At 51.6% G+C, this 23,751-nt stretch carries 24 protein-coding genes; 4 read left to right on the top strand and 20 right to left on the bottom strand.

Annotation, left to right across the window (positions count from 1 at the left end; genetic code table 11):
* Position 1: 1 nt before the first annotated feature.
* On the bottom strand, positions 2-544 hold the full coding sequence (locus tag M979_RS20070) for a TRAP transporter small permease (protein WP_051880779.1): 543 nt from the start codon (positions 542-544) through the stop codon (positions 2-4).
* Between the two features lie 47 nt (positions 545-591).
* A complete protein-coding gene (locus tag M979_RS20065) occupies positions 592-1,605 on the bottom strand; it encodes a TRAP transporter substrate-binding protein (protein WP_051880778.1) in 1,014 nt (337 codons plus the stop codon).
* Between the two features lie 306 nt (positions 1,606-1,911).
* Here M979_RS20065 and M979_RS20060 point away from each other — a divergent pair, with 306 nt between their 5' ends.
* Complete coding sequence (locus M979_RS20060; RefSeq protein WP_064556191.1) at positions 1,912-2,850, top strand: LysR family transcriptional regulator; 939 nt, start codon at positions 1,912-1,914, stop codon at positions 2,848-2,850.
* On the opposite strand, the gene mdcH is transcribed toward M979_RS20060, so the two are convergent.
* The 11 genes from mdcH to pmbA all read right to left on the bottom strand — a co-directional run bounded on the left by mdcH (position 2,834) and on the right by pmbA (position 12,759).
* A complete protein-coding gene (gene mdcH, locus M979_RS20055; RefSeq protein WP_064556155.1) occupies positions 2,834-3,742 on the bottom strand; it encodes a malonate decarboxylase subunit epsilon in 909 nt (302 codons plus the stop codon). The two genes, M979_RS20060 and mdcH, sit on opposite strands and share 17 nt — an antisense overlap.
* 121 nt (positions 3,743-3,863) lie before the next feature.
* Complete coding sequence (locus M979_RS20050) at positions 3,864-4,481, bottom strand: malonate decarboxylase holo-ACP synthase (RefSeq protein ID WP_064556154.1); 618 nt, start codon at positions 4,479-4,481, stop codon at positions 3,864-3,866.
* Between the two features lie 3 nt (positions 4,482-4,484).
* Positions 4,485-5,444, bottom strand: a complete 960-nt coding sequence (locus tag M979_RS20045) for an AEC family transporter (protein ID WP_034461260.1) — start codon at positions 5,442-5,444, stop codon at positions 4,485-4,487.
* 139 nt (positions 5,445-5,583) lie between these two features.
* Positions 5,584-6,384, bottom strand: coding sequence for a biotin-independent malonate decarboxylase subunit gamma (gene mdcE / locus M979_RS20040; protein ID WP_064556153.1), 801 nt, complete (start codon positions 6,382-6,384; stop codon positions 5,584-5,586).
* On the bottom strand, positions 6,381-7,214 hold the full coding sequence (locus M979_RS20035; RefSeq protein WP_034461257.1) for a biotin-independent malonate decarboxylase subunit beta: 834 nt from the start codon (positions 7,212-7,214) through the stop codon (positions 6,381-6,383). The genes mdcE and M979_RS20035 overlap by 4 nt, the downstream gene beginning before the upstream one ends.
* Entirely contained in the window at positions 7,207-7,506 is a 300-nt protein-coding gene (mdcC, locus tag M979_RS20030; protein WP_064556152.1) for a malonate decarboxylase acyl carrier protein, read from the bottom strand. Before mdcC ends, M979_RS20035 begins: the two co-directional genes overlap by 8 nt.
* A 9-nt stretch (positions 7,507-7,515) precedes the next feature.
* Complete coding sequence (locus M979_RS20025; protein WP_034461254.1) at positions 7,516-8,400, bottom strand: triphosphoribosyl-dephospho-CoA synthase; 885 nt, start codon at positions 8,398-8,400, stop codon at positions 7,516-7,518.
* Positions 8,400-10,055, bottom strand: coding sequence for a malonate decarboxylase subunit alpha (gene mdcA, locus M979_RS20020; protein ID WP_064556151.1), 1,656 nt, complete (start codon positions 10,053-10,055; stop codon positions 8,400-8,402). Before mdcA ends, M979_RS20025 begins: the two co-directional genes overlap by 1 nt.
* 248 nt (positions 10,056-10,303) lie before the next feature.
* Complete coding sequence (locus M979_RS20015) at positions 10,304-10,888, bottom strand: hypothetical protein (protein ID WP_034461251.1); 585 nt, start codon at positions 10,886-10,888, stop codon at positions 10,304-10,306.
* 68 nt (positions 10,889-10,956) lie between these two features.
* Positions 10,957-11,343: a cytochrome b562 gene (cybC, locus tag M979_RS20010; protein WP_034461367.1), complete on the bottom strand. Its 387-nt coding sequence runs from the start codon at positions 11,341-11,343 to the stop codon at positions 10,957-10,959.
* 63 nt (positions 11,344-11,406) lie between these two features.
* Complete coding sequence (gene pmbA / locus M979_RS20005; RefSeq protein ID WP_034461250.1) at positions 11,407-12,759, bottom strand: metalloprotease PmbA; 1,353 nt, start codon at positions 12,757-12,759, stop codon at positions 11,407-11,409.
* 99 nt (positions 12,760-12,858) lie between these two features.
* On the opposite strand from pmbA, the gene yjgA reads away from it, so the two are divergent.
* Positions 12,859-13,410 (top strand): ribosome biogenesis factor YjgA, encoded by a 552-nt coding sequence (gene yjgA, locus M979_RS20000; RefSeq protein ID WP_034461249.1) that lies wholly within the window; start codon positions 12,859-12,861, stop codon positions 13,408-13,410.
* Between the two features lie 44 nt (positions 13,411-13,454).
* Here yjgA and mpl read toward each other — a convergent pair whose 3' ends face one another.
* Positions 13,455-14,828: a UDP-N-acetylmuramate:L-alanyl-gamma-D-glutamyl-meso-diaminopimelate ligase gene (mpl, locus tag M979_RS19995; RefSeq protein ID WP_064556150.1), complete on the bottom strand. Its 1,374-nt coding sequence runs from the start codon at positions 14,826-14,828 to the stop codon at positions 13,455-13,457.
* A gap of 174 nt (positions 14,829-15,002) precedes the next feature.
* Here mpl and fbp point away from each other — a divergent pair, with 174 nt between their 5' ends.
* Positions 15,003-16,001: a class 1 fructose-bisphosphatase gene (fbp, locus tag M979_RS19990; protein WP_034461247.1), complete on the top strand. Its 999-nt coding sequence runs from the start codon at positions 15,003-15,005 to the stop codon at positions 15,999-16,001.
* Positions 16,002-16,099: 98 nt separating this feature from the next.
* Here fbp and M979_RS19985 read toward each other — a convergent pair whose 3' ends face one another.
* The 5 genes from M979_RS19985 to ytfQ form a co-directional block, all read right to left on the bottom strand.
* The gene (locus M979_RS19985) at positions 16,100-17,653 is read right to left on the bottom strand and encodes a methyl-accepting chemotaxis protein (RefSeq protein WP_064556149.1); all 1,554 of its coding nucleotides are present in this window, start codon (positions 17,651-17,653) and stop codon (positions 16,100-16,102) included.
* Between the two features lie 69 nt (positions 17,654-17,722).
* A complete protein-coding gene (yjfF, locus tag M979_RS19980; protein ID WP_034461244.1) occupies positions 17,723-18,724 on the bottom strand; it encodes a galactofuranose ABC transporter, permease protein YjfF in 1,002 nt (333 codons plus the stop codon).
* The gene (gene ytfT, locus M979_RS19975) at positions 18,711-19,742 is read right to left on the bottom strand and encodes a galactofuranose ABC transporter, ATP-binding protein YtfT (RefSeq protein ID WP_198528583.1); all 1,032 of its coding nucleotides are present in this window, start codon (positions 19,740-19,742) and stop codon (positions 18,711-18,713) included. Before ytfT ends, yjfF begins: the two co-directional genes overlap by 14 nt.
* Positions 19,743-19,752: 10 nt before the next feature.
* Complete coding sequence (gene ytfR, locus M979_RS19970) at positions 19,753-21,255, bottom strand: galactofuranose ABC transporter, ATP-binding protein YtfR (protein ID WP_064556148.1); 1,503 nt, start codon at positions 21,253-21,255, stop codon at positions 19,753-19,755.
* Between the two features lie 142 nt (positions 21,256-21,397).
* The gene (gene ytfQ, locus M979_RS19965; RefSeq protein WP_034461239.1) at positions 21,398-22,354 is read right to left on the bottom strand and encodes a galactofuranose ABC transporter, galactofuranose-binding protein YtfQ; all 957 of its coding nucleotides are present in this window, start codon (positions 22,352-22,354) and stop codon (positions 21,398-21,400) included.
* Between the two features lie 418 nt (positions 22,355-22,772).
* Between ytfQ and ppa the strand changes: the two genes are divergently transcribed.
* A complete protein-coding gene (gene ppa, locus M979_RS19960; RefSeq protein WP_034461237.1) occupies positions 22,773-23,300 on the top strand; it encodes an inorganic diphosphatase in 528 nt (175 codons plus the stop codon).
* A gap of 104 nt (positions 23,301-23,404) precedes the next feature.
* Here ppa and M979_RS19955 read toward each other — a convergent pair whose 3' ends face one another.
* Positions 23,405-23,749, bottom strand: coding sequence for a gamma-glutamylcyclotransferase family protein (locus M979_RS19955; RefSeq protein ID WP_034461235.1), 345 nt, complete (start codon positions 23,747-23,749; stop codon positions 23,405-23,407).
* Between the last annotated feature and the right edge of the window lie 2 nt (positions 23,750-23,751).

The raw sequence follows: 23,751 nt of genomic DNA, 5'->3' as shown, positions 1-23,751 counted from the left end.
ATCAATCTTGTTTCGAAGAGAACTTTCTGAACAACCCATATTGGTTATACAGACAATAGAACAGCGTCATTGCGCCACTCAGTGGAATCGCAATGTAGATAATGCCGATAGGAATTTGTAATGCAGAGTCGAGCTGCGCCATCTGGCGGCTCATACCGATATAACCACCGATAGTCAGCACCAGTAATGCAAATACTGAAGTCGCCAACTCACCGATAATTTCCAGTGAAAGACGCAATTTACGCGGCATTTTGTCGCGCATAAAAGTGATCGCCATATGCTCACGCAGGCCAAAAACATAGGCCCCACCAATAAGCACCAGCCAGATAAATAAATATCGCGCCAGCACTTCACTGACCGCGCTCGGGCTATTAAATAAATAACGCGACGCAACCTGCCAGGTCACCAGCAGCGTCATTAAGCTAACAATCAAAATACATAGATAAGACGCCGCTTTATCAATGGCCTGTTTTACTCGTGTGACATGCGAATAAAAATCAGATTTGGATGCTGTGGCGGAGGGAATGGACTGGGTAACTTTCATTTTTATCTCCACGGGGGACATCCTCGTCCCCCTGACTTCAGGCCGAATTACTCGGCCAACTCACGAATTTTTTCGTACAGCGCTTTTTGTTCCGGGGTGGTCAACATGGCTGCTTGCAGCGGTTTGCAACGTTCCTGGAATGGTTTGATATCCACTTCGGTGAAGACTGCACCGTTGTCTTTTGCGGTTTTACGCGCACCATCAAGGGCTTTGTCCCAAAGCTCAAACTGAGTCTGGGTGCTCTCTTTAGCAAGCTTACGGAACAGTTCGCGGTCACTTTCATCCATTTTGGCAATGAAGCTTTCATTCGCGACGAGCAAATCAGCCACCATGACATGACGCGTTGCAGAGAAGTAAGGAGCCACTTCGTACTGCTTCAGATCGGCATAAGTGATCTCATTGTTTTCAGCACCATCCAGAACGCCCTGCTGAATCGCTGAATACACTTCACCCTGGCCCATCGGTACGCCGGTTCCACCCATGCAAGACAGCATTTTGATCATGGTGTCGGACTGCATTACGCGGATCTTTTTGCCCTGCATATCGGCCGGACTGGTGACTGCGGCACCTTTGGTGTAAACACTGCGAGCGCCTGCTGTATAGGCGGTAATAACTTCAAAACCAGTGCCTTTGGTGGAAGCAAACAGGTTATCCAGCACGCCCGAAGTAAACACTTTGCGTTGATGTTCCGGGTTGTCGTAAACGTACGGCATCGCCAGAACAGAGAAGTTTTTATTAAAGTTTTCCACCAGTGGGTTGGCAACGACCGCCATCTGAATCGCGCCAGACTGAACCAGTTCCAGTGAAGCGCGCTGGTCACCTAACAGTTCGTTAGGGTGAATTTCAAGTTTGTAGCGACCATTAGTCGCAGATTCCAGCTTATCGCTGAAAGAGACTAATGCTTTGTATTGTGGGTTGTTTTCAGACTGGTTAAACGCTGTTTTCAGGACTACAGGGCCTGTTGGCGCTGCGTCATCTCCACATCCGCTCAGTAAAATTGTCGCCGCAACAGCGGTAGCAACCAGCGAAATTTTTGGCAAAACATGTTTGAAATGCTGCATCCTTCAGACTCCCTTATCCATGATTTCAGTTCGGTACTATTACGTTTCGGAATCATTTACACATCAAAACCCCATAAAATGAAACGTTATTTTATTTAAAAAGAACTTTTGATTCATTTTGCTGATGAGATCTCAAAAACGCAGCGTTTTACGCTTATGAATCGCACAATTAATGAACTACTTTTGGAAAGACAAACGGCAATCGTCAGAAATAGGGAGTGCGCAGACAAGAACTGAGTCAGTGAAGCAGCAACGGTTTTAGGGTACTTTATGGCAATCTTACTGGGTGAAACATTCGGAAAACTAATGAAAATAGATGCAGAAATCACCTTCCGTAAACTCGAGATTTTTATTGCGTTTATGGAAAAGGGGAACATCGCCCGTACCGCTGAAACGCTTGGTATTAGTGGTGTAAGTGTCCATCGCGCGTTGCATACGCTTGAAGAAGGCGTGCGCTGCCCGCTGTTCATCCATAAAGGCCGCAACCTGGTGCCTCTGCCATCGGCTTACACTCTGCTCGAACACAGCCAGGAAGCCGTAGCGCTGATGGCGCGTGGTATTGAAGAAACGCGCCAGGCGGCGGGTGTTGGGCAAGGAAGACTGCGCATCGGCACGCTCTATTCGTTGACGCTAGAAACTGTGCCGCGTCTGATTATGGGAATGAAATTGCGCCGCCCTGAACTTGAGATGGATCTCACCATGGGTTCCAATCAAATGCTACTCAACATGCTTGAAGATGGCGTACTTGACGCGATTCTGATTTCTATTTCGGAAAGCGAAATCGACCGTAACCGCCTGGAGGTACTGCCATTATTTCAGGATGATATTTTCCTCGCCGCATCCAGTACTTTCCCACTCGATACCAGCAAATTTGCAGATCTTCGTGATTACCACAGCGAAAAATTTGTTTCATTAGCCGAAGGATTTGCGACCTATAACGGTTTCCAGGAAGCGTTTCACATTGCAGGTTTTGAGCCCGAGATTGTGACGCGCGTGAACGATATTTTCTCGATGATAAGCCTGGTACAGGCAGGTGTGGGACTGGCGTTAATGCCGGGGAGAATGAAGAAAGTGTATGAAAATTCGGTGCAACTGCTCAAGCTCGCCGAGCCTTATCAAATGCAGCAATCTATTGCGATTGTTTTTGCCCGTAACCGCGAGCTTGACCCGAATTTATTGGCGCTGGCCGCCGAAGGGCGCATGTACGCCCGCTCGATTATTGATACGCCTAACGCAGTTCTTTAACGCGCTCAGCCAGGCGTTTAATCAGCTCCACGCTGTTTTGTTCTGCACACAACATTTCACCTTCACGAAATGCCTGTCGCGTCAGACCTGTTAGCACACTTCCCGGTGGCATTTCGATTGCCAGGCGCACATCGCGTTCGTTAGCGGCGATCATCGCATCGCGCCAGCGTACGGTACGCGACATATTCAGCGCCAAATCTTCAGCAATTTTCTCTGGTTGCCAGGCCACTCGCGCAGTACTGCCACTGAGATAAGTACAACGCGGGCGAGTCAGTGTCACATCGGCAAAAGCCTGTTGCAGCTTCAGCGCCGGTTCACGCAGTAATTCGCAGTGTGATGGCACGCTTACCGCCAGTTGCTTCGCCTTCTGCGCCCCTGATGCCAGTGCGCGTTGCGCGACTTGCGCCATATCCTTATCACGGCCCGCAATCACAATTTGCTGTTCGGCGTTGATATTGGCGATGTAAGTCCCGCTACCTTCTATCAGCTTTTCCACCTGGCTTAACTGCAAACCAGTGATCGCCGTTAATCCATACCCTTGCGGATACGCCTGCTCCATTAAATCACCGCGCAATGCGACAAGGCGTAGCGCATCTTCAAAGTCCAAAGCACCTGCAACGACTGCTGCCGGAAAAGCACCGATGGACAGGCCGCACACCATATCGGGCAGCACGCCGTTACGTTCCAGCGCCTGCGCATTAGCAACACCAGCGATAAGAAGGCAAAGCTGAACGGCGCGGGTATGTTTCAGTGCTTCAGGCGTATCAAGCGAATCGGCTTCATCACCTAAAACAGCGCGAACACGCACCATAATGTCGCTATTTTGCGGCAACGTCTGCAACATGCCTGCACGTTGCGTTCCCTGCCCGGGAAAGGTAAAGAGAATTTTCATATGATTGCCAACAACGTCCGTCGAATAGGTTTTGTAGGGCGGGTAAGCAACGCGTCACCCGCCAGAGCTGGCGTAAACAGTGGATGTTGCTCTCGCTTATCCACTCTACAAAAGAAAGGCCTTACTTTTCTCCTGACATCCACGGATCGGTGACCAGATGCGGCCCACTGCTGGTTTTCAGCAGCACGCGTCCATCACGCAACCATTCTGCCAGCGCAAATGCCCCTAACGGTGTTTCGATTTGCGTATCGGCACGGCATAACAACTGGCCGATGACCTGCTGCCATTCCAATAGCGCCTCGCGTTCTACACGCTCAGGGCAACGAATGATTAAATCAAGATCGCTATCCGCATGCAGTACCGGTACTTCGGTCGCCAGCGCATAACCTACACTACCAGTGATACCCCAAACCCAGGGCCATTCACGCAGTGCCAGTTGAATAGCCCCCTGAACAGGCGGCATTGAAACAAACGGGGATTTCATTAAGAGTTCGCGTGAAGCCAGTGATTCCGGGGAAACGACGCGTTTAATCTTTGCGGCATTCACCCAACCGGCTGCACGCTGGTCGCGGCGCATTCCACGAACACCTACCGGAATGCGCGCGTCAGTATTCACATCACGCCGCACTACCACTGGAAGCTGAGGCCGCCACTGGCTTGCTACCCACTCTTCACTCACGCCTTCAAGCGCGTTGCTTTCGCTAAGCCAGAGTAAGTCGTGTGGGCGTGGTGTGTTCATGTTTTACATTCCTGAAGTCAAAGAGATAAACAGCGGTAACGACAGGATAGAGAGCACGGAGCTCAGCAGCAAGACGGCCTCTGCATCCGGAGACTGCACGCCGAAGCGGTTTCCAAACACCACACCGAAGAAACCAGCAGACAGCGCAATCATCAGAATGGCAGTGATAGCAATCGGGCCGCTCAGACCCAACGCCAGCACGATACCCCAGGCGATGAATGGCTGAATCAGCAGTTTGGTGATGGTCGCGGTGCAAACCACGGTGTTGATTTTCAGCTTACGGGCAGAAAGAATCACACCGGTCAGGAACAGCGCAGCAGCGGTTGCCGACATCCCCAGTGGTTTGATAGACGACAGCAGCAGGTCCGGCATACGAATGCCAATCGCTGACAGAATCACACCCAGTAGCGGGCCCCAAACGATAGGTTTTTTCAGTGAACGCCACATCAACACTGGCAGCATCGCAAGTGTAGAACCGGCAGCTTCGCCCGCGGCACGCGCTTTTTCACGTTCCAGAATCATCAGGCAGAACGGCGTCATCAGTACGGAACCGCAAGCGATAGAAACCGCAACAGACAGCGACGTTGATGGACCTTCACCCAGCACGCTACCCAAAATTGGCAGGCCAAGTGCAGCATAGTTTGGTAACGCAACGGTCAATGTCAGTACAGCCGCATCCTGCGGAGATTTTTTGAATACTTTGGTCGCCAGGAAATAAATCGCAGCGTAGGTAATCCACATTGCCAGAACCAGCACCACACTCATTGGTGACTGTTTAACGATACCTTCCCATGGGGTTTGAACCGTTGCACTAAACAGTGCGGCAGGCAGAGCGAAATCCATTACAAAGATATTGAGCAAGGAAACATTTTTGTTATCGACCATCTTTGCTTTACCGGCGAAAAAGCCGAGCAGCATGATGACAAAAATGGGCGCAAGAGCATGAACAATTACGTAAGTCATAACTTCACCTGTAGTTAAAAAAGAAATCTGGCACGAGCGCGATAGTTATTATTTTCAGACGAGTGTTGTTTATTGGGCGCTCTAACGGCGCCCATTATTATCGTCTGGCAGGTCTGTCTTTTGGCTCTAATTACAATCGTTACCAGCTTGCTCGCATACGTTCGCGAACCAGCGCTGAGCTACTGCGATTTTTCGCATTCAGGCGGTTTTTCAGCGTGTTATCCGTGCGGGCTTCGCGTACTGCGGTCGCCAGCGCTGCGTTCACTTTGTCCATATCAGCACCAAGTGGCGCTTCAGGACTGGCGATATCCAGCAGAGCGGATAACAGGCCCAGGGTTTCGTAGTTGCTGATGTCGTAAGCCATCGGTGGGATGGTCGCCGCCAGTTTTTCCAGCGCTTCTACAGTACGCAGCGTGATTCGTGCTGCAGACTCTTTACCCATTGCGTGGATCATCACGCCAGAATCGTTGAACGCGATCAGGCGGTTTGCCTGGTAGCCGTGTGCAAGGAACGCACCGGACATCGCTTTACCAACAATCAGCCCAACAACCGGGTGCCCCGCCAGACGCGCATTGGCGTAAGCCGCTGCTGCACCTGCCAGTGCCTGGTGAATACCAAATGCTTCTTCGCGACGGCCATAAGCCTGGCTCGGAACATCAATCACCGCCACAATGGCGCGTTTCTCCGACTTTTCAGCATCTTCTGCGATGGTTTCGCTAACCACTTTTGCCAGTGTCCAGCCTTCAAGCAGACCCACTTCCCCGCCTTTTGCACGCGGGTAGTGGTTATTTTCGTCCGGCACGACCGCGATAAAGCGTGCGGCTTTACCATCAACGGTGCCGTCAGCAACTTGTACTGAAGCACACAGGCCAGCCATATGCGGTGCGTTTGCGGTGAGTTTGTCCAACCAAATGGCGGCGCGATTCAGTTTCTGGCTCATGCGCGTTTCTCCCCAAAAAGCTGTTTAATCTGTTCGGAATCAGCCTGTTTAGTGGTGTCGAAATTGTTCAGGCGCTCGAGATACCAGTCATAGTTATCGGTACGATGTTGAGCCGGAACACCTTTGGCGATAGCTGCGTTCACCGCTTGTTTAACAGCGTTGACGCCATCACCCACCAGCGTTTCCACCAGGCCGCTCTCATAGCGAACTTCGCCGCCAGTCATGCTCCAGATAAACGGACGGTTACGTGAATCGTATTCGTCGATTCCCGCTTCCTGTTCGATAACCTGCGGACCGTTCAGGCCAAGGCGCGCTTCGCGAGTCACAATCAAGTGGCTGCATAATGCTGCTGCAATAGACATCCCGCCGAAGCAGCCCACGGTGCCTGCCACCACGCCAATGACCGGCGTATAACGGCGCAGATCCACGATAGCGGCGTGAATATCTGCGATTGCCGCAAGGCCAAGGTTTGCTTCTTGTAAGCGCACGCCGCCCGTTTCGAGGCACAAAACCGCCTGAGTCGGGATGCCGTTACGGTTATCTTCCGCTGCCAGTTCAAGGGCTGCGGCCATTTTCGCACCGGACACTTCACCCATGCTGCCGCCCTGGAAAGCACCTTCAATCGCAATCACTACCGCCGGGCCGCCATTAATGGTGCCTTTGGCAACGACCATGCCGTCGTCAGATTGCACAACGATGCCCTGAGCTTCTAACCACGGGGAAACAATGCCTTCGAATGGGTCAAGCAGTTCGCGGAAGCTGCCGTCATCGAGCAGCAGGCGAGCACGTTCACGCGCTTTAAGTTCGATAAAGCTGCTGTCGTTACGCATGAGTCACCTCTTCAAAAACTTGTTCGATGCGGATACGAGCCACACCCGGCGTCGCGCCAAAGTCGTGGATCTGCATCTGTCCGGCTGGCAGGCTGGACAATGCGCCAAGGCGTTCAAACAGTGCCTGCCAACGTTGCTCGCTGTTATCGACAGATGTGGTGATGGCGATAGCCAGGGTTTCACCCTGAGTCGCGGTAAACAGAACTTCCATATCACCGGAGCCAACTACACCCGCCAGCGCTTTGCCGCTAACGGTGCGAGTTGCCGGAAAAGACAACGTAATGTGTTCCATAACACCCTCTTAAAAGTGTGAATGTTGCGGTAATGGGGTAAGCGTCGCGTTATCGCAGGCGATGCGGTCAACCAGCAGCGTGGCGGCCAGCAAATCTGCGGCCCCACCCGGAGAGGCATTGAGTGCCAGCATTTGCTTATCGAGCCAGGCTAATGCTGCGCGACCTTGAGCTGTTGCTGTGCCACCTGCGACCAACACGCTACGCGCGCCGTTTTGCATAGTTTCCAGCCCTTCAAGGCCTGCACGTGAAAGCACACAGGTATCGCTAAGCGAAGTCATAATGGCCATCAGAGCATCAAGCCGGGCTTGCTCTTCCGTTGCGCCTGACTGGCGGCTGCGACGCAGTTGCGGCAGTGCCAGTCGCATGATGTGCGGGAAGCCAAGCTGGGCTTCTTCCCGGGCGCCAGGAACGCGATAACGGCGTGTTGCGAGTAACCCCTTACTGAAAACCTTTGGTGCGCAGCTGTCTGGCAGGCTGGCAAGTTTTGCGGCACTTGCCGCAATCTCTGAACTACTGCCTTCACAGCCGTGCATTGCCGCCGCGGCGACCAGCAATCCGAGTGCCCAAATGGCGCCCCGGTGAGTATTCACTCCACCTGTAGCCGCCATCATTTGTGCTTCACCTTCTCGGCCTAACCGACCTACAAGTTGGCGTAGAGCGATATCGGCCGGGCGTTGCCAGCTTTGCAATGCAAGCGCATGAAACGTCGGGGAAAGGCTGTGCGCCGAGCGCTCCATCAATTCCAGTGTCAGGTCGTGATGTGCACCGCTTCCCCGACTGTCCACGAGACCAGGTTTCGGGCTTAAGCGTGCTTCTGTGATCAAGCTTTGGGTGGCAACCCTTGCAAGCCATGCAGCGCTGCCTTCACTCCCAATCTGTGGCTGTAGTTTCATTACCAGCTCCGGAATTTCGCAGGTGGGTTATAAAGACCGCCAGACCATTCCACTAAGTCCGCCACGCTGCTGGCAGCCAGCAGAGAACGGGTTGCGTCAGTGCGGCGAATACCCATGTCTTCCGGGAACACCACTTTGCCGCTTTGGCGCAATGCGGCAACGCGTTTAGCGTCAACACCCAGACCGATATCAGTGATACCTGCAACGGATGCCACCATCGCACGGCGCTCTTCCATGCTTTCAGCACGATACAGATACGCGATGCCTTCTTCGGTCAGCACGTGGGTCACGTCATCGCCGTAAATCATGACCGGAGCCAGCGGCATACCGGAGGATTTTGCGACTTCAACCGCGTCGAGTTTTTCCACGAACGTTGGCTTAACGCCAGCCTGGAAGGTTTCGACCATCTGAACAACGAGCTTACGGCCACGCTGCATCAGATCCGGTTGAGCCTGCATCGCAAGCCAGGCAGGCGTTGCATGACGACGGCCGTGTGGGTCATGGCCCATGTTTGGCGCACCGCCGAAACCGGACAGACGACCGCGAGTCACCGTAGAGGAGTTGGCGTAGCCATCCACCTGCAAGGTAGAACCGATAAACATATCCACCGCGTACTGGCCTGCTAACTGGCAGAACGCGCGGTTAGAACGCATCGAACCGTCGGCACCGGTAAAGAACACATCCGGACGAGCGCGTACGTACTCTTCCATACCCAGTTCGCCGCCGAAGCAGTGCACGGTTTCTACCCAGCCGCTTTCAATGGCAGGGATTAATGTTGGGTGCGGGTTCAGCGTCCAGTGTTTACAGATTTTGCCTTTCAGGCCGAGCTGTTCGCCGTAGGTCGGCAGCAGCAGTTCGATGGCGGCGGTGTTAAAGCCGATGCCGTGATTGAGCGATTGCACCTGATGTTCAGCGTAGATGCCTTTAATCGCCATCATCGCCATCAGAATGTGTTCTTGCTTGATCAAACGCGGGTCGCGGGTAAACAGCGGTTCGATAAAGAATGGTTTGTCGGCAACAACTACATAGTCAATCCACGAGCCGGGGATATCCACACGCGGCAATTCACACTCGTCATCCACCAGTTCGTTAACCTGAGCGATAACAATGCCATCGTGGAAAGCAGCCGCTTCAACCAGAGCTGGTGTATCTTCGGTGCTGGCGCCGGTATACAAGTTACCTTTGCGGTCAGCTTTAAAACCGGCAATCAACGCAACGTTCGGCGCGAGGTCCACATACAAACGGGAATAGAGTTCGATGTAGGTATGAATGGCACCAATCTCTAACTGACCGTCTTCAAGCAGCTGCGAAATGCGTAGGCTTTGGGTGCCAGAGAAGGAGAAATCGAGCTTGCGGGCGATACCTTTTTCAAAAATATCAAGGTGTTCGCTACGCCCGACGCTCGGCATAATCATATGCAGGTCGTGAACTTTGGATGGGCTAACTTCAGCCAACATGCGGGAAAGGAAATCCGCCTGTTTTTGGTTATTGCCTTCAAGCACCACGCGATCGCCAGGAGCGATCAGTTTTTCCAGCATATCGACAAGGCCTTCGGTTGGAAGCACCTTGCCCTGCACGTTGGTGGAAGCCATACGACGCTGTTTCTCGGTGCGACGTGTGTTCCAGGCCCGTGCTGGGGTTTGCCCAGACAACATATTTAACCTCCTGATTCAGCCAATCATTTTGATTTGCTTTAGTCTGGTTAAATTGTGCGCCTACCCATTTGGGGTATCAATTAAGGTGAGGAATGAATCATTAGCCTTAGAGTAATAATGGATATTCGGTTTTGTGATCGGGGCGGAAGGCGGGAACAGGAATTCTGCACTACTGGCAATATAAAAACTTTATTTCATTATTGGCCCCTCTTCCCACAAACGGAAAGAGGGATGTAAAGCTTAAGCTATTATGATTTAGCCGGATGGGCAGTGATTTTGATTGAATCAGTGTAAGTCACGCGCACGCTTTGGTTCACTTTCAGATCTTTCAATTTCGCCTGAACTTTAGGGTCTTCCACGGTTACCGTTTTTTCCTGACCTTTTGGCCCTACGAAGGTAATTTCATTCTTTTTCAGATCGATGTGTTTAATTTTCAGCTGAACGTTAACCTGGCGGAAGGCTTCATGTTGCGGATCTTCTTTGGTCGCCTTCTCCTCACCTTTAGTTGTGGACGCAGTCGGTGCCGACTTATCAATATCGGTATCAAACGCAATAGCGACAGAACGCGTAACGGTAGTGTCTACAGTATCGCCCGCTTTTATATTCGCCAGCGTACCGGCTTGTTCTGGAACGTTGAGAGAAACTTTATTCCCTTCTTCACCTTCCAGGACTACAACGTGATTTTTTTGATCAACGGAAACAACTTTTGCGGAGAAATGATCGGCCTGGAAATCACCGGCGACAGGCAAAATCGCGGCATTTGCAGAGAAAACGCTAAATGCCAGCAGCGAAACTGTAGCGGCACCTTTAATAAACGTTTGAATCGGTTTCATAAATCGGATGTCCTTATAAGATAAACAGAGATGTTCCGGCCCCTTAGGGGTTAGGGGCCAGTATGAGCTTAGCGGTATTTTTTATGGTAGGCATTGCGAGTGGTTTTGAATTCTTCTGCCGCCGCCTGCGCTTCTTTCACTTTGCCTTCGTTGGCAAGCTTCAGCGCACCGTCAATCTGTCCAACCAGTAAATCCAAACCGTGACGATAATCTTTCATCTCGGCACTGTCTGCCGCTTTGTTCTCAAGTTTTGGAGGGGTGCCCTTTTGCGCATCCAGCGCCGCGGTTCGCATATTATTCAGCGAGGTTTTTAACTCTGCCGCGTTATCGGTCTTCAACACGGTTTTGTAATTTTCAGCGATGGTATCCATGTCATCGCCAACATCTTTTGCCATTACAGCGCCAGTAAATAACACCGACGATACTGCCAACATTGCAATCAGTTGCTTACGCATTTGCATTTGCTCACCTTTTTATTATGTCGAAGAAGGACGCGGCAGGACGCACCCATTACCGTTCTACTGACCGGCGATCTTCATCTCCGGTAACAGCACTGAACCACATTGAATATTACTGCGCTTCTCAATATCACTACCAATTGTGACCATTTCACGCCACATATCTTTCAAGTTTCCAGCGATAGTAATTTCGCTCACCGGATATTGAATTTCACCGTTTTCGACCCAGAAACCCGATGCGCCACGAGAGTAATCGCCAGTGATGCCGCTTACGCCCTGTCCCATCAGTTCAGTCACCACTAAGCCTGTGCCCATCTCTTTGAGCATACCTGCGAAATCCAGACCGCGCCCTTCGATACGCCAGTTGTGGATACCACCCGCATGGCCGGTGCTTTTCAGACCCAGTTTGCGCGCAGAGTAGTTGGTCAACAGCCATTGTTGCAGAACACCATCTTTAATAATGTCACGGCGTTCTGTACGAACCCCTTCGCTATCAAACGGTGTAGATGCCAGGCCTTTGAGCAGATGCGGGTGCTCTTCAATCGTCAGCCATTCCGGCAAGATTTGTTTGCCGAGGGAATCCAGCAGGAAAGTGGATTTGCGGTAAACCGAACCGCCCGCAATCGCACCCACTAAATGGCCAAACAAGCCAGTTGCCGCTTCAGCCGCAAAGATAACCGGTGCTTTCATAGTAGACAGTTTGCGCGGGGAGAGGCGCGCTAAAGTGCGGCGGGCGCACTCGATACCTACCGATTCAGGGCTGTCGAGGTCTTCCATCGCGCGACCAATGGTGTAGGCGTAATCACGCTCCATCTCGCCGTTAACTTCTGCGATAACACAGCTGGAAAGCGAATGGCGCGTTGAACAGTAGCTTTGCAGCATACCGTTGCTGTTACCGAATACCTTAATGCCGTAGTGGCTGTTAAAACTGCCGCCTTCGGTATTGTTGATGCGCTTATCAACGTTCAATGATGCATTTTCCGCGCGTGCCGCCAGCTCAATCGCGCGGTCAGCATCCATTTCCGTTGGATGGAAAAGGTCTAAATCTGGCGCTTCAAAAGCCAGTAATTCTTTATCCGCCACACCGGCAAACGGGTCTGGGGATGTGTAACGAGCGATATCCAACGCCGCCTGCACGGTGCGCGCTACGGCGTCCGGGCTAAGGTCGGTTGTGGAGGCGCTACCTTTACGGTTTTGATGATAAACGGTGATGCCTAACGCACCATCGCTGTTAAATTCGACGTTTTCCACCTCACCGTATCGGGTGCTTACGCTGATACCGGTGGTTTTACTGACGGCAACTTCTGCGCCATCGGACTGAGCGGAAGCCAGTTCCAGCGCCTGAGATACCGCTTGTTCCAGAACCTGACGTTGTTGTGCTACTTGCGTGTTTACTTTCATCGCTACTGCCATAATGTAAGGTGAGTGAATTAAGTCTAACCCAGAACAGAACAATTTCGCAGTGAACAGGCTTTACTGGTAGAATTAGCCACTTTTTTTAAGGAGCCTAATATGACTAAGCAGCCCGATGACTGGCTCGACGACGTCCCAGATGACGAAAATGAAGACGAAGATGATGAGATTATCTGGGTCAGTAAAAGCGAAATTAAGCGTGATGCCGAGGAGTTAAAACGCCTGGGTATGGAACTGATGGAGTTGGGCAAAAATGCGCTCGACAAAATCCCTCTTGATGAAGATTTGCGTGCCGCTATTGATTTGGCTCAGAAAATCAAAAAAGAAGGCCGCCGCCGTCAGGTTCAGTTAATTGGCAAAATGATGCGTTCGCGCGACATGGACCCAATCCGCGTTGCACTCGATAAACTGAAAAACCGTCACAACCAACAAGTCGCACTGTTCCATAAACTGGAAGCCCTGCGCGATCGTTTGGTTGAGGAAGGCGATGATGCAATGAGTGAAGTGTTAAGACTTTACCCAGAAGCAGACCGCCAGCAATTACGTGTGCTGATTCGTAACGCACAAAAAGAGAAGGCAGCAAATAAGCCGCCAAAATCTTACCGCCAGATTTTCTCTTATCTGCGCGAACTGGCTGAAACCCAGGCCTAAAAAAATGCCCGCAAATTTGCGGGCATTTTTATTGGTGGGTCGCATTACTCTTGTAGCTGAGCTTTCTTAGCCAGGCCATCCAGCAATTTCTGGTGAATACCACCAAAACCACCGTTGCTCATCACCAGAATATGGTCGCCAGGTTGAGCCGTTTTCACCACCATATCTGCCAAAGTGTCGACATCCGCACTCCAGTGAGCAGGCTGAATACAGGCTTCTGCCACTTCCACCACTTGCCATGGAATGTGCGGAGGCTGAAGCAAGAAGACTTCGTCTGCACGACCTAAAGAAGGTGCCAGATCATCTTTGCTCAGGCCCATTTTCATGGTGTTAGAACGTGGCTCAAGCACCGCGAGAATACGTGCGGTGCCGCCAACTTTGCTGCGCAATGCCGAAAGCGTTGCCAGAATCGCCGTTGGATGGTGAGCAAAATCGTCATATACCGTCACGCCATGCGCTTCGCCACGTAATTCAAGGCGACGACGTGCGTTGATAAAGCTATCCAGGGCTTTCGCGGCATCTGCCGGTGTCACACCCACATGGCGTGCTGCGGCGATCGCCATCAGCCCGTTATGCATGTTGTGTTCGCCAACAAGCTGCCAGTTAACTTCACCGACACGCTCGCCATCCAGATACACTTCCCAGTTAGATGCATCAGGATTAAGTTTCTTCGCCTGCCAGTGGCCTTGTTCGCCCACCAGTTCTTGCTCGCTCCAGCAACCCATTGCCAGCGTCTGCTTGATGTTGGTGTCGTTCTCAGGCCAGATGATTTTCCCCTGCCCCGGAACGATACGCACCAGGTGGTGGAACTGTTTCTGAATCGCTTTCAGATCGTCAAAGATGTCCGCATGATCAAACTCAAGGTTATTGAGGATCAACGTACGCGGGCAGTAATGTACAAATTTGGAACGCTTATCGAAGAACGCGCAGTCGTATTCGTCAGCTTCAATCACGAAGAATGGACTGTCGCCCAGGCGAGCAGAGACGTCGAAATTACCCGGTACGCCGCCGATTACAAAGCCAGGCTTGTAGCCACAGGCTTCCAGAATCCACGTTGCCATACCTGCGGTGGTGGTTTTACCGTGCGTACCCGCCACAGCCAACACCCAACGGTCGCGCAACACAAAATCGTGCAGCCATTGTGGGCCAGACATGTAAGGGATACTTTTCTCAAGTACCGCTTCAACACACGGATTTCCACGCGTCATTGCGTTGCCGATGATCACCAGATCCGGTTGCGGATCGAGCTGGCTTGGGTCGTAACCTTGAATTAATTCAATACCCTGCTCTTCAAGCAGAGTGCTCATTGGAGGGTACACATTAGCATCCGAGCCCGTAACCTGATGGCCGAGTGAACGAGCCAGCATAGCAAGGCCGCCCATGAACGTGCCGCAAATACCCAAAATATGAATACGCATAAAACTATCCTTTTATTATTTGGCGCACATTCTAACCGTATGTTGGGTGCTGGCAAATCGCATTTAAGTTAATTCCGTATTTTGCTGGCGCGATTCACCTGTACGCTACTATTTGAATCTTTGTTAGGATTGTTGCAGTCGTTTCATTTAATTAACAGAAGCAGGGAAAGTGTTATGAAAACGTTAGGTGAATTTATTGTCGAAAAGCAGCACGAGTTCTCGCACGCAACCGGTGAACTGACTGCCTTGTTGTCGGCAATAAAGCTCGGCGCAAAAATCATCCACCGTGATATCAACAAAGCAGGTCTGGTTGATATTTTGGGTGCCAGCGGAGCTGAAAACGTTCAGGGCGAAGTGCAGCAAAAACTTGACCTGTTCGCAAACGAAAAACTGAAAGCAGCACTGAAAGCCCGAGGGATTGTGGCCGGTGTTGCTTCCGAAGAAGAAGATGACATTGTTGTTTTCGAAGGCGCGGAACATGCCAAATATGTAGTGCTGATGGACCCGCTTGATGGTTCATCAAACATCGACGTAAACGTATCAGTCGGTACCATTTTCTCTATCTATCGCCGTATTACGCCGGTAGGCACACCTGTTACCGAAGCCGATTTCCTCCAACCAGGCAACCGCCAGGTCGCGGCGGGTTATGTGGTTTATGGCTCTTCAACCATGCTGGTTTATACCACCGGTTGTGGCGTTCATGCCTTCACCTACGATCCTTCTCTTGGCGTATTCTGCCTGTGCCAGGAACGTATGCGTTTCCCGGAAACCGGCAATACCTACTCCATCAACGAAGGGAACTACATCCGTTTCCCGCAGGGTGTGAAAAAGTACATTAAGTTCTGCCAGGAAGAAGATTCAAACACCCAACGCCCATATACCTCACGTTATATCGGTTCTCTGGTTGCCGACTTCCACCGCAACTTGCTCAAAGGCGGGATTTATCTTTATCCAAGTACCGCAAGCCACCCGCAAGGGAAGCTGCGTTTACTGTATGAAGGTAACCCAATGGCGTTCCTTGCAGAACAGGCTGGCGGTAAAGCGAGTGACGGCAAAGAACGTATTCTGGATATCATCCCGGAAACCCTGCACCAGCGCCGCCCATTCTTCGTGGGTAACGAACATATGGTCGATGATGTAGAACGCTTTATCCGTGAATACCCGGACGCATAAGTTGTGATGGGTTGTGGATGACGCTTATCCACTCTACAAAAGCCAAAAACCCGCAAATGCGGGTTTTTTTATGGGCGATAATCAATGTTAATACGGCATTAGCACCTGAATGTCGCCATAGCCGCCACCAAATGCTGCGACTGCTCTTCAAGGGAACGCGTAGCTGCGGTAGATTCCTGAACCAATGCCGCATTCTGCTGCGCCGCTTCATCCATCTGGCTGACCGCAATATTGACCTGTTCAATTCCGCTGCTTTGTTCGTTAGAAGCGCTGGCAATTTCACTCACCAGACGAGTCATACGCATCACTTCTTCGGCGATTTCATCCATGGTTTCCCCGGCTTGCTGCGCCAGTTCACGGCCTTCACCAACATGATTTTGCGAGTCAGAAATCAGCGTGCGGATCTCTTTTGCAGCATCAGCACTACGGCTTGCCAGGGTACGAACTTCGCCCGCAACGACCGCAAACCCGCGCCCTTGCTCACCAGCACGCGCCGCTTCTACCGAGGCGTTGAGCGCCAGGATATTGGTCTGGAAAGCGATGCCGTCGATAACGCTCAGGATGTCTGCAATACGGTCAGAACTACTGGAGATATCACGCATTTTCTCAATCACATAGCACACCATTTCACTACCACGATCGGCAGTATCAGAAACGTCTTTCGCTAATTTATGCGCCTGCTCGGCGTTGTCGGCGTTCTGTTTCACAGTTGCGGTAATCTGCTCCATGCTGGCGGCAGTTTGCTCAAGAGAAGAGGCGGTCGATTCGGTGCGCTGGGCAAGGTTCTGGTTGCCTGCGGCTAGTTCGCGGCTGCCAGTATCAATTTGCGAGCTGGCATCACGCACGCGGCTCACCGATTCCATCAGGGAATCTCGCATGAGGGTAATTGCCGTCGCCAGACGGCCAAATTCGTTATTGCCAGCAGGCGGCAACGTCTGGGTTAAATCACCTTTGGCGACAAACTCCAGTTGTTCAATCGATTGATTTAACGGCTTGAGCAGTAAATGGCGTAGAGCCAGCCACACCAGCACGATAATTCCGGCAGTGAGCAATGCGGCGATAATAATAAGCGTCAGGACGATTTTCTTATGCAATTGCACCGCTTCAACTTCGCTGTTTCCGCGCGCCTCGCCCCACTGTTTGAAAATTTCCACATCGGTATCAAACTTCTGCGACAGCGGAATCAACGTCTTTTCCAGCAGGTCGTAGTAATCATCGGGGCTTTGTTTGGTGAGTGCTGCAAGCATCGGATTGATGCCTTTTGCGAGATATTCCGCATAGCTTTGCGATAAGTTTTGAATCAGTCGATTGCCTTCTTCATCACTCACGCCGCTGTCGATAAACTCTTTTAGCTGCTGTTGAGCCGCCGTCACATCACTTGCAACGTAATCGGTAGATTTGGTGGCATCTTCCAGCAGGCCAATTTCCATCTGGCGAACCGCCTGCCCTGCACCATTACGCGCACGTAGCAACGAAACATAGCCATCAGACAACCGCACCATCTGCTCGCCCTGTAGGCGATTGATATTCTGGAGTGAGGTTGAGCTTTGTTGCAGAGCAAAAATGCCCATGCCGCTGACAAATAACAACAGGAAGGTCATAACTGCCAGCAAAGTCAGCAGCCCCGTGCGAATAGACAAATTTTTCAACATGCTCTTTTCCCGGTGACAGAACGATTAAGTGTTATCGACCATCACCGGGGAAAGTTTAGACAAAGCGATTCAGCTTTGACCGGACGTGACGTTAATGCGCTTCACTGGCGAGCTTTGGCGGTTTTCCCACAGCACCGTCAGGCCGCGCTGTAGGGCAATGAAAATAAACAGCAAAATGCCGATGGCAATTTTTGTCCACCACGAACTGAGCGTGCCATCGAAGTTAATATAGGTCTGAATCAGCCCCTGAATAGCCACGCCAAACAGCGTACCGAGCACCGTTCCCACTCCACCGCTTAACAGCGTGCCACCGATAACCACGGAGGCAATCGCATCCAGCTCAACGCCCATTCCCGCCAGCGCATAACCTGCTGAGGTATAGAGTGAAAAGACAATACCGGCCAAAGTAGCAAGCCCGGTCGACAGCATATAAATGCGGATAGTAGTGCTGCGCGTTGAAATCCCCATCAGGTTTGCCGAAGTCGCATTGCCGCCAATCGCATAAACCTGGTTACCAAAACGGGTACGGTGCGCAAGGAAAATACCAATCACCACCACCGCCAGCATCAGCAGGCCCATCGCACTCAAACGCCCGCCGCCGGGAATGCGCCAGGCAAGGTTTGAAAGGGTGTCGTAAATCGGGTGGTTAATAGGAATCGACTCTTCTGAAACCAGATAACTTACCCCACGCAGGAAGAACATCCCAGCGAGCGTAATAATAAAGGCAGGGATTTTCAGCGCGTCGATAAGTAAGCCCATAAACGCGCCGAATGCGCAGCCCATCAGCAGCACCAGCGGGAAGGCCACCAGCGGTGATAATCCCCAGAAACCAATCGCTTTGGCGAGGAATACACCTGTAAAGGCGATCACCGAACCGACGGAAAGATCGATACCGCCGGAAAGGATCACAAATGTCATGCCAACGGCAATAATACCCAGAAACGCGTTATCGGTCAGGATGTTGCAAATCACCCGCGTAGAGGCAAAACCGGGGAATTGCGTCAGGCAATACAGATATCCCAGCACAAACACCGCCAGGGTAATCATCAACGGCAAGTTACGTTTGATCATGGCGACGGAGTCCTTTGAGCAAAGCAATAAAACGCGGTGACTGAACAATCAGCACGCACATCACCACCACCGCCTTCACCACCTGGTTAAGCTCAGGCGGGAAGCCAGAAAGCAGAATGCCGGTGTTCATCCCCTGAATAATCAGCGCACCAATCACCGAAAGCGCGATGTTAAAGCGCCCGCCCATCAGCGAACCTCCACCGATGACTACCGCCAGAATTGCGTCCAGTTCCAACCACAACCCGGCGTTATTGGCATCGGCACCACGAATATCGGCAGTCACGATAATCCCGGCAATCGCCGCGCACAGACCGCTTAAAACGTAAGTGAGCATCACAACAAGGCGTGTATTCACCCCGGCGTTTTTCGCCGCGCGAATGTTAATCCCAACCGATTCGATAAACAGGCCCAGCGCGGTTTTGCGGGTAAAAAGCCAGAAGACCAGCAGCGTCGCCAGCACGATAATCACCGGCGTCGGGAAGAAGAACAGCGAGCCGCTGCCCAGATAAGAGAGATTTGGTGAGTTAAAAGTGACGATTTGCCCGGCGGTGATAAGTTGCGCCACCCCGCGCCCGGCGACCATTAAAATCAGCGTGGCAACAAACGGCTGAATCTTGAGGATCGCGACCAGAATGCCGTTCCACAGCCCCGCAAGAACACCGACACCGAGCGATGCGAGAATCACAACCGTCAGACTATGCCCATCAACGGTGAGCGTCGCAGCCGTGGCTCCCGCAATCGCCATTACTGCACCAACGGAAAGATCGATACCGCCGGTGGCGATCACCAGCGTCATACCAATGGCGAGTAATGCGACCGGTGCCGCACGGTTAAGAATGTCTATCGGGCTGCCGAACAGCCGCCCGTTTTGCACAACGATATCAAAGAAATGGTTGGCGACCAGGCTATCAACTAACAGCACCAGCACCAGGGCGACTAACTGCGGAATACCCGGCGGCCAGCGGAAATTTCGCTTTGGCTTTTCGGCATCCGTTTGCGGCAATGAACGAGACATCACGTGTTACTCCTTATGCCGCAATGGCATTCATAATGGCCGATACGGAAAGATCTGCGAGCGGGATCTCAGCCACTTGCTGCCTGTCACGCATGATGATCACGCGATCCGCATAACCCACCAGCTCCTCGAGTTCAGATGAGATAACCAGCAGCGCCAAGCCATCGGCACACAGTGTTTCTATCAAACGGATAATTTCAGCGTGCGCGCCCACATCGATCCCACGAGTGGGTTCGTCAAGGATCAGGAACTGTGGTTTGGTCAGCAGCCAGCGCGACAGCAGAACTTTTTGCTGATTACCGCCTGAAAGAAATTCAATCGGCTGATCCGGCCCTGGCGTGCGGATGCCCAGCTGGCGGATAAACCGTTCCGCTATCTGATACTGCTCACGTTTAGGGATCGGCCTTAACCAGCCGCGCTGAGCCTGCAAGGCCAGAATGATATTTTCACGTACCGAAGCGGCGGCAATAATGCCGTCTGTCTTCCTGTCTTCCGGGCAGAAACCAATGCCGAGCGATGATGCCTTATGCGGCGAACGCAGTGATTGCTGTTTGCCTTTGATCCAGGCGTTGCCGCTATCTGCGGGCTTGATCCCAAAAATGACTTCAGCGGTTTCGGTACGACCGGAGCCTAATAAGCCCGCCAGGCCAACGATCTCGCCAGGGCGAACCTCCAAATCAAACGGATTGATCACCCCTTTCTTACCGAAATCTTTAAACGCGGCGACCGGTTTGTCGCTCAGCAATGTGCGGCCCGCGCGGTTCAGCGCGTTGGTTTCCAACTCGCGCCCCAACATCATTTTCACCAGTTCGATCTGCGGCAGATCTTTTGTATTTCGCGTACCAACAAACGATCCATTGCGCAGAACAGTAATACGATCGGTGACTTCATAAACTTGATCGAGGAAATGGGTGACGAAGATCAGGCTCACGCCCTGATCGCGCAGCTGACGCATCAGGGTAAAAAGCATTTCGACTTCTTTGGTGTCGAGGCTGGCGGTGGGTTCGTCGAGGATCAGCACTTTGGCGGAGAGATCGATGGCCCGGCAAATGGCAACGATTTGCTGCATCGCCACGGAGTAGCGGTTGAGCGGCTCGGCGACGTCCAGCGAAAACCCGTAGGATTCCATCAGGCGTGTAGCGCGCTGTTCCATCTCTTTGCGTTGTATAAATCCAAAGCGGCGCGGCTCGCGGCCGATAAACAGATTATCCGCCACCGACATATTCGGCAGCAGGTTCACTTCCTGATACACCGTACCGATGCCAAGCTGTTGGGCATGGGCGGTATTTTTCGGGGAAATCAGCTCCCCTTCAAGATAAATATTGCCGCTATCGCGCTGGTAAACTCCGGTAAGTGCTTTGATAAGCGTTGATTTCCCTGCTCCGTTTTCACCCAGTAGCGCCATGATTTCGCCACGATTGAGGCTGAAATCCACTTTATCGAGCGCCTTAACGCCTGGGAAATGTTTTGATAAGCCTTCCGTGCGCAGAATTTCCTGATTGTTGTTTGTGTTCATGAACGCACTCCTGCCAACGCACAACTGTAGGGTGGGATAAGCAGCAGCGCCCTCAACCTGGCCCGTGCCTTAATGGCGGATGACGCTACGCTTATCCGCCCTACATAAAACAACCCCTCCGTTTCGGGAGGGGCGTAACTCATCAGTAACCCATCGACTTCTTCTTCTCGAGCTCTTCTTTCGCCGTGTCCGGGAGATACAGTGTGGACTTGGTGATGGTTACTTTTTCAGGCATGGTGCCGTCTTTTTTGAACTTCTCGAGTGCATCGAACGCCGGACCTGCCATGTTTGGCGTCAGTTCAACGCTTGCGTTCGCTTCGCCGTCGATCATCGCTTTGTAGATATCCGGCACGCCATCAATTGAACCGGTCAGAATGTCTTTGCCTGGTTTCAGGCCCGCTTCTTTGATGGCCTGAATCGCACCGATCACCATGTCATCGTTATGTGCATAAACCATGCAGATGTTTTTGCCATTGTTCTCAGCTTTGATGAAGCTCTCCATAACTTCTTTACCTTTGCTGCGGGTAAAGTCGCCAGACTGAGAACGAATGATTTTCACGTTCGACGCTTTAGAAATAGCGTCGGCGAAACCTTTCTTACGATCGATTGCCACGCTCGCACCCACGGTGCCTTGCAGTTCAACCACGTTACATTGCTTACCGTTCAGCTCTTTAAGCAGCCATTCACCAATCAACTGTCCTTCCAGCACGTTGTTGGCGGTAACGACGGTCATGTACAGCGATTTATCTTTCACATCGATATTACGGTCGAGCAGGAAGACTGGGATTTTTGCCTCTTTTGCTTCTTGTAATACTGGCTCCCAACCCGTGGCGACGATTGGCGCAATGAAGATTGCGTCTACGCCCTGGGCGATGAATGAACGTACCGCTTTAATCTGGTTTTCTTGTTTTTGTTGGCCGTCTGCGATTTTCAGCGTGATACCACGCTTCTGAGCCTCGCTCTTCGCAACCGATGTTTCTGCTGCACGCCAGCCGGATTCAGAACCTACCTGCGAAAATCCGACCGTTAACGGAGCAGCTATTGCCATAGACGACATGGCTGCGGAGACTGCAGAGACCAAAAGTAAGCGCTTCCACATAGGGACATCCTCGTAGGGTTATTGTTGGTTAAAATCTGGGCGTCGAAAAAACTATAGACGACGTGTGGTGTAACAGAATGAGTTACATCACAATTCCAACAAGTCGCGCATAACCTTGTAACCGCTTACACAACTTTATAAAGAATACGGCTATGTTTATGGATTTTTCCGTTGTCGGAAGGTTCTGAAAAGGGATGTGGGAGAAACAAAAAAATTTAATCTGAATAATTCGAGTTACAGCCAGGCGGCAAGCTCAAGAATCCCCTGGAGCTTACTAAGGTAGGTGACTGGGATGAGTAAGTGCAACCAACGCCGCTGTAGTTCGAAGTATGACGGGTAAAAAAAGAGAAAAAGACTTTTAGGAGCAGTTAGCTATAATACCCGGCACTTGAATGACACCAGTTTAAAGGAAAAAGAGATGAGCTTACTCAACGTCCCTGCGGGCAAAGATCTGCCAGAAGACATCTACGTTGTTATCGAAATCCCAGCAAACGCTGATCCTATCAAATATGAAGTTGATAAAGACACCGGCGCACTGTTCGTTGACCGTTTCATGTCTACAGCAATGTTCTATCCGTGCAACTACGGTTACATCAACCACACCCTGTCTTTAGACGGTGACCCGGTTGACGTTCTGGTCCCAACTCCATACCCACTGCAACCAGGTTCTGTTATTCGTTGCCGTCCAGTTGGCGTGTTGAAAATGACTGACGAAGCTGGCGAAGATGCCAAGCTGGTTGCGGTTCCGCACACTAAACTGAGCAAAGAATACGATCACATTAAAGATGTGAACGATCTGCCAGAACTGCTGAAAGCGCAGATCTCCCACTTCTTCGAGCAGTATAAAGCTCTCGAGAAAGGCAAATGGGTTAAAGTTGAAGGCTGGGACAACGCAGCAGCTGCTAAAGCTGAAATCGTTGCTTCCTTCGAGCGCGCTAAGAAGTAATTCTCGCCTCGCTGAATGCTTGTAAAAACACCGCCAACTGGCGGTGTTTTTTTATGCTCGCAAGAGAAACGGCCACTCGAGTGAGTGGCCGCTTTGGGAATGAACTAGAACTGATCTTTATCCAACCAGTCTCCGCTTTCTATGCGGGTTAATCCATCCACCGGTCGTTGGTACACGTACATCCATGCACTGCCGTAAGGTGTCTGAATTAGCTGACGTTTATACTCGCCACCTTTAGTGCGCAAAGCGTCAAGCTCAGAGAGTGTAGAAGCATCAATGCGATACACTTCACCCACCACAGAACCCTCACCCGGCACTACTCCCGGATAATGGCCAAGGTTATATAAAGCGTAATTTTCAACATGATGATCCCCAAGCCACTGGGCGTTGGTCATCCAGTGACTGTTACCTTGCTTGCGTCGTAAACTGCCGTAAACAAAAATTCGCATAG

The organism is Buttiauxella noackiae ATCC 51607 (assembly GCF_001654865.1).
In the GTDB taxonomy this organism is placed as follows: Bacteria; Pseudomonadota; Gammaproteobacteria; order Enterobacterales; family Enterobacteriaceae; genus Buttiauxella; species Buttiauxella noackiae.
The sequence above is the reverse complement of the archived record's forward strand: the minus strand, read 5'-3'. Positions and strand labels throughout refer to the sequence as shown.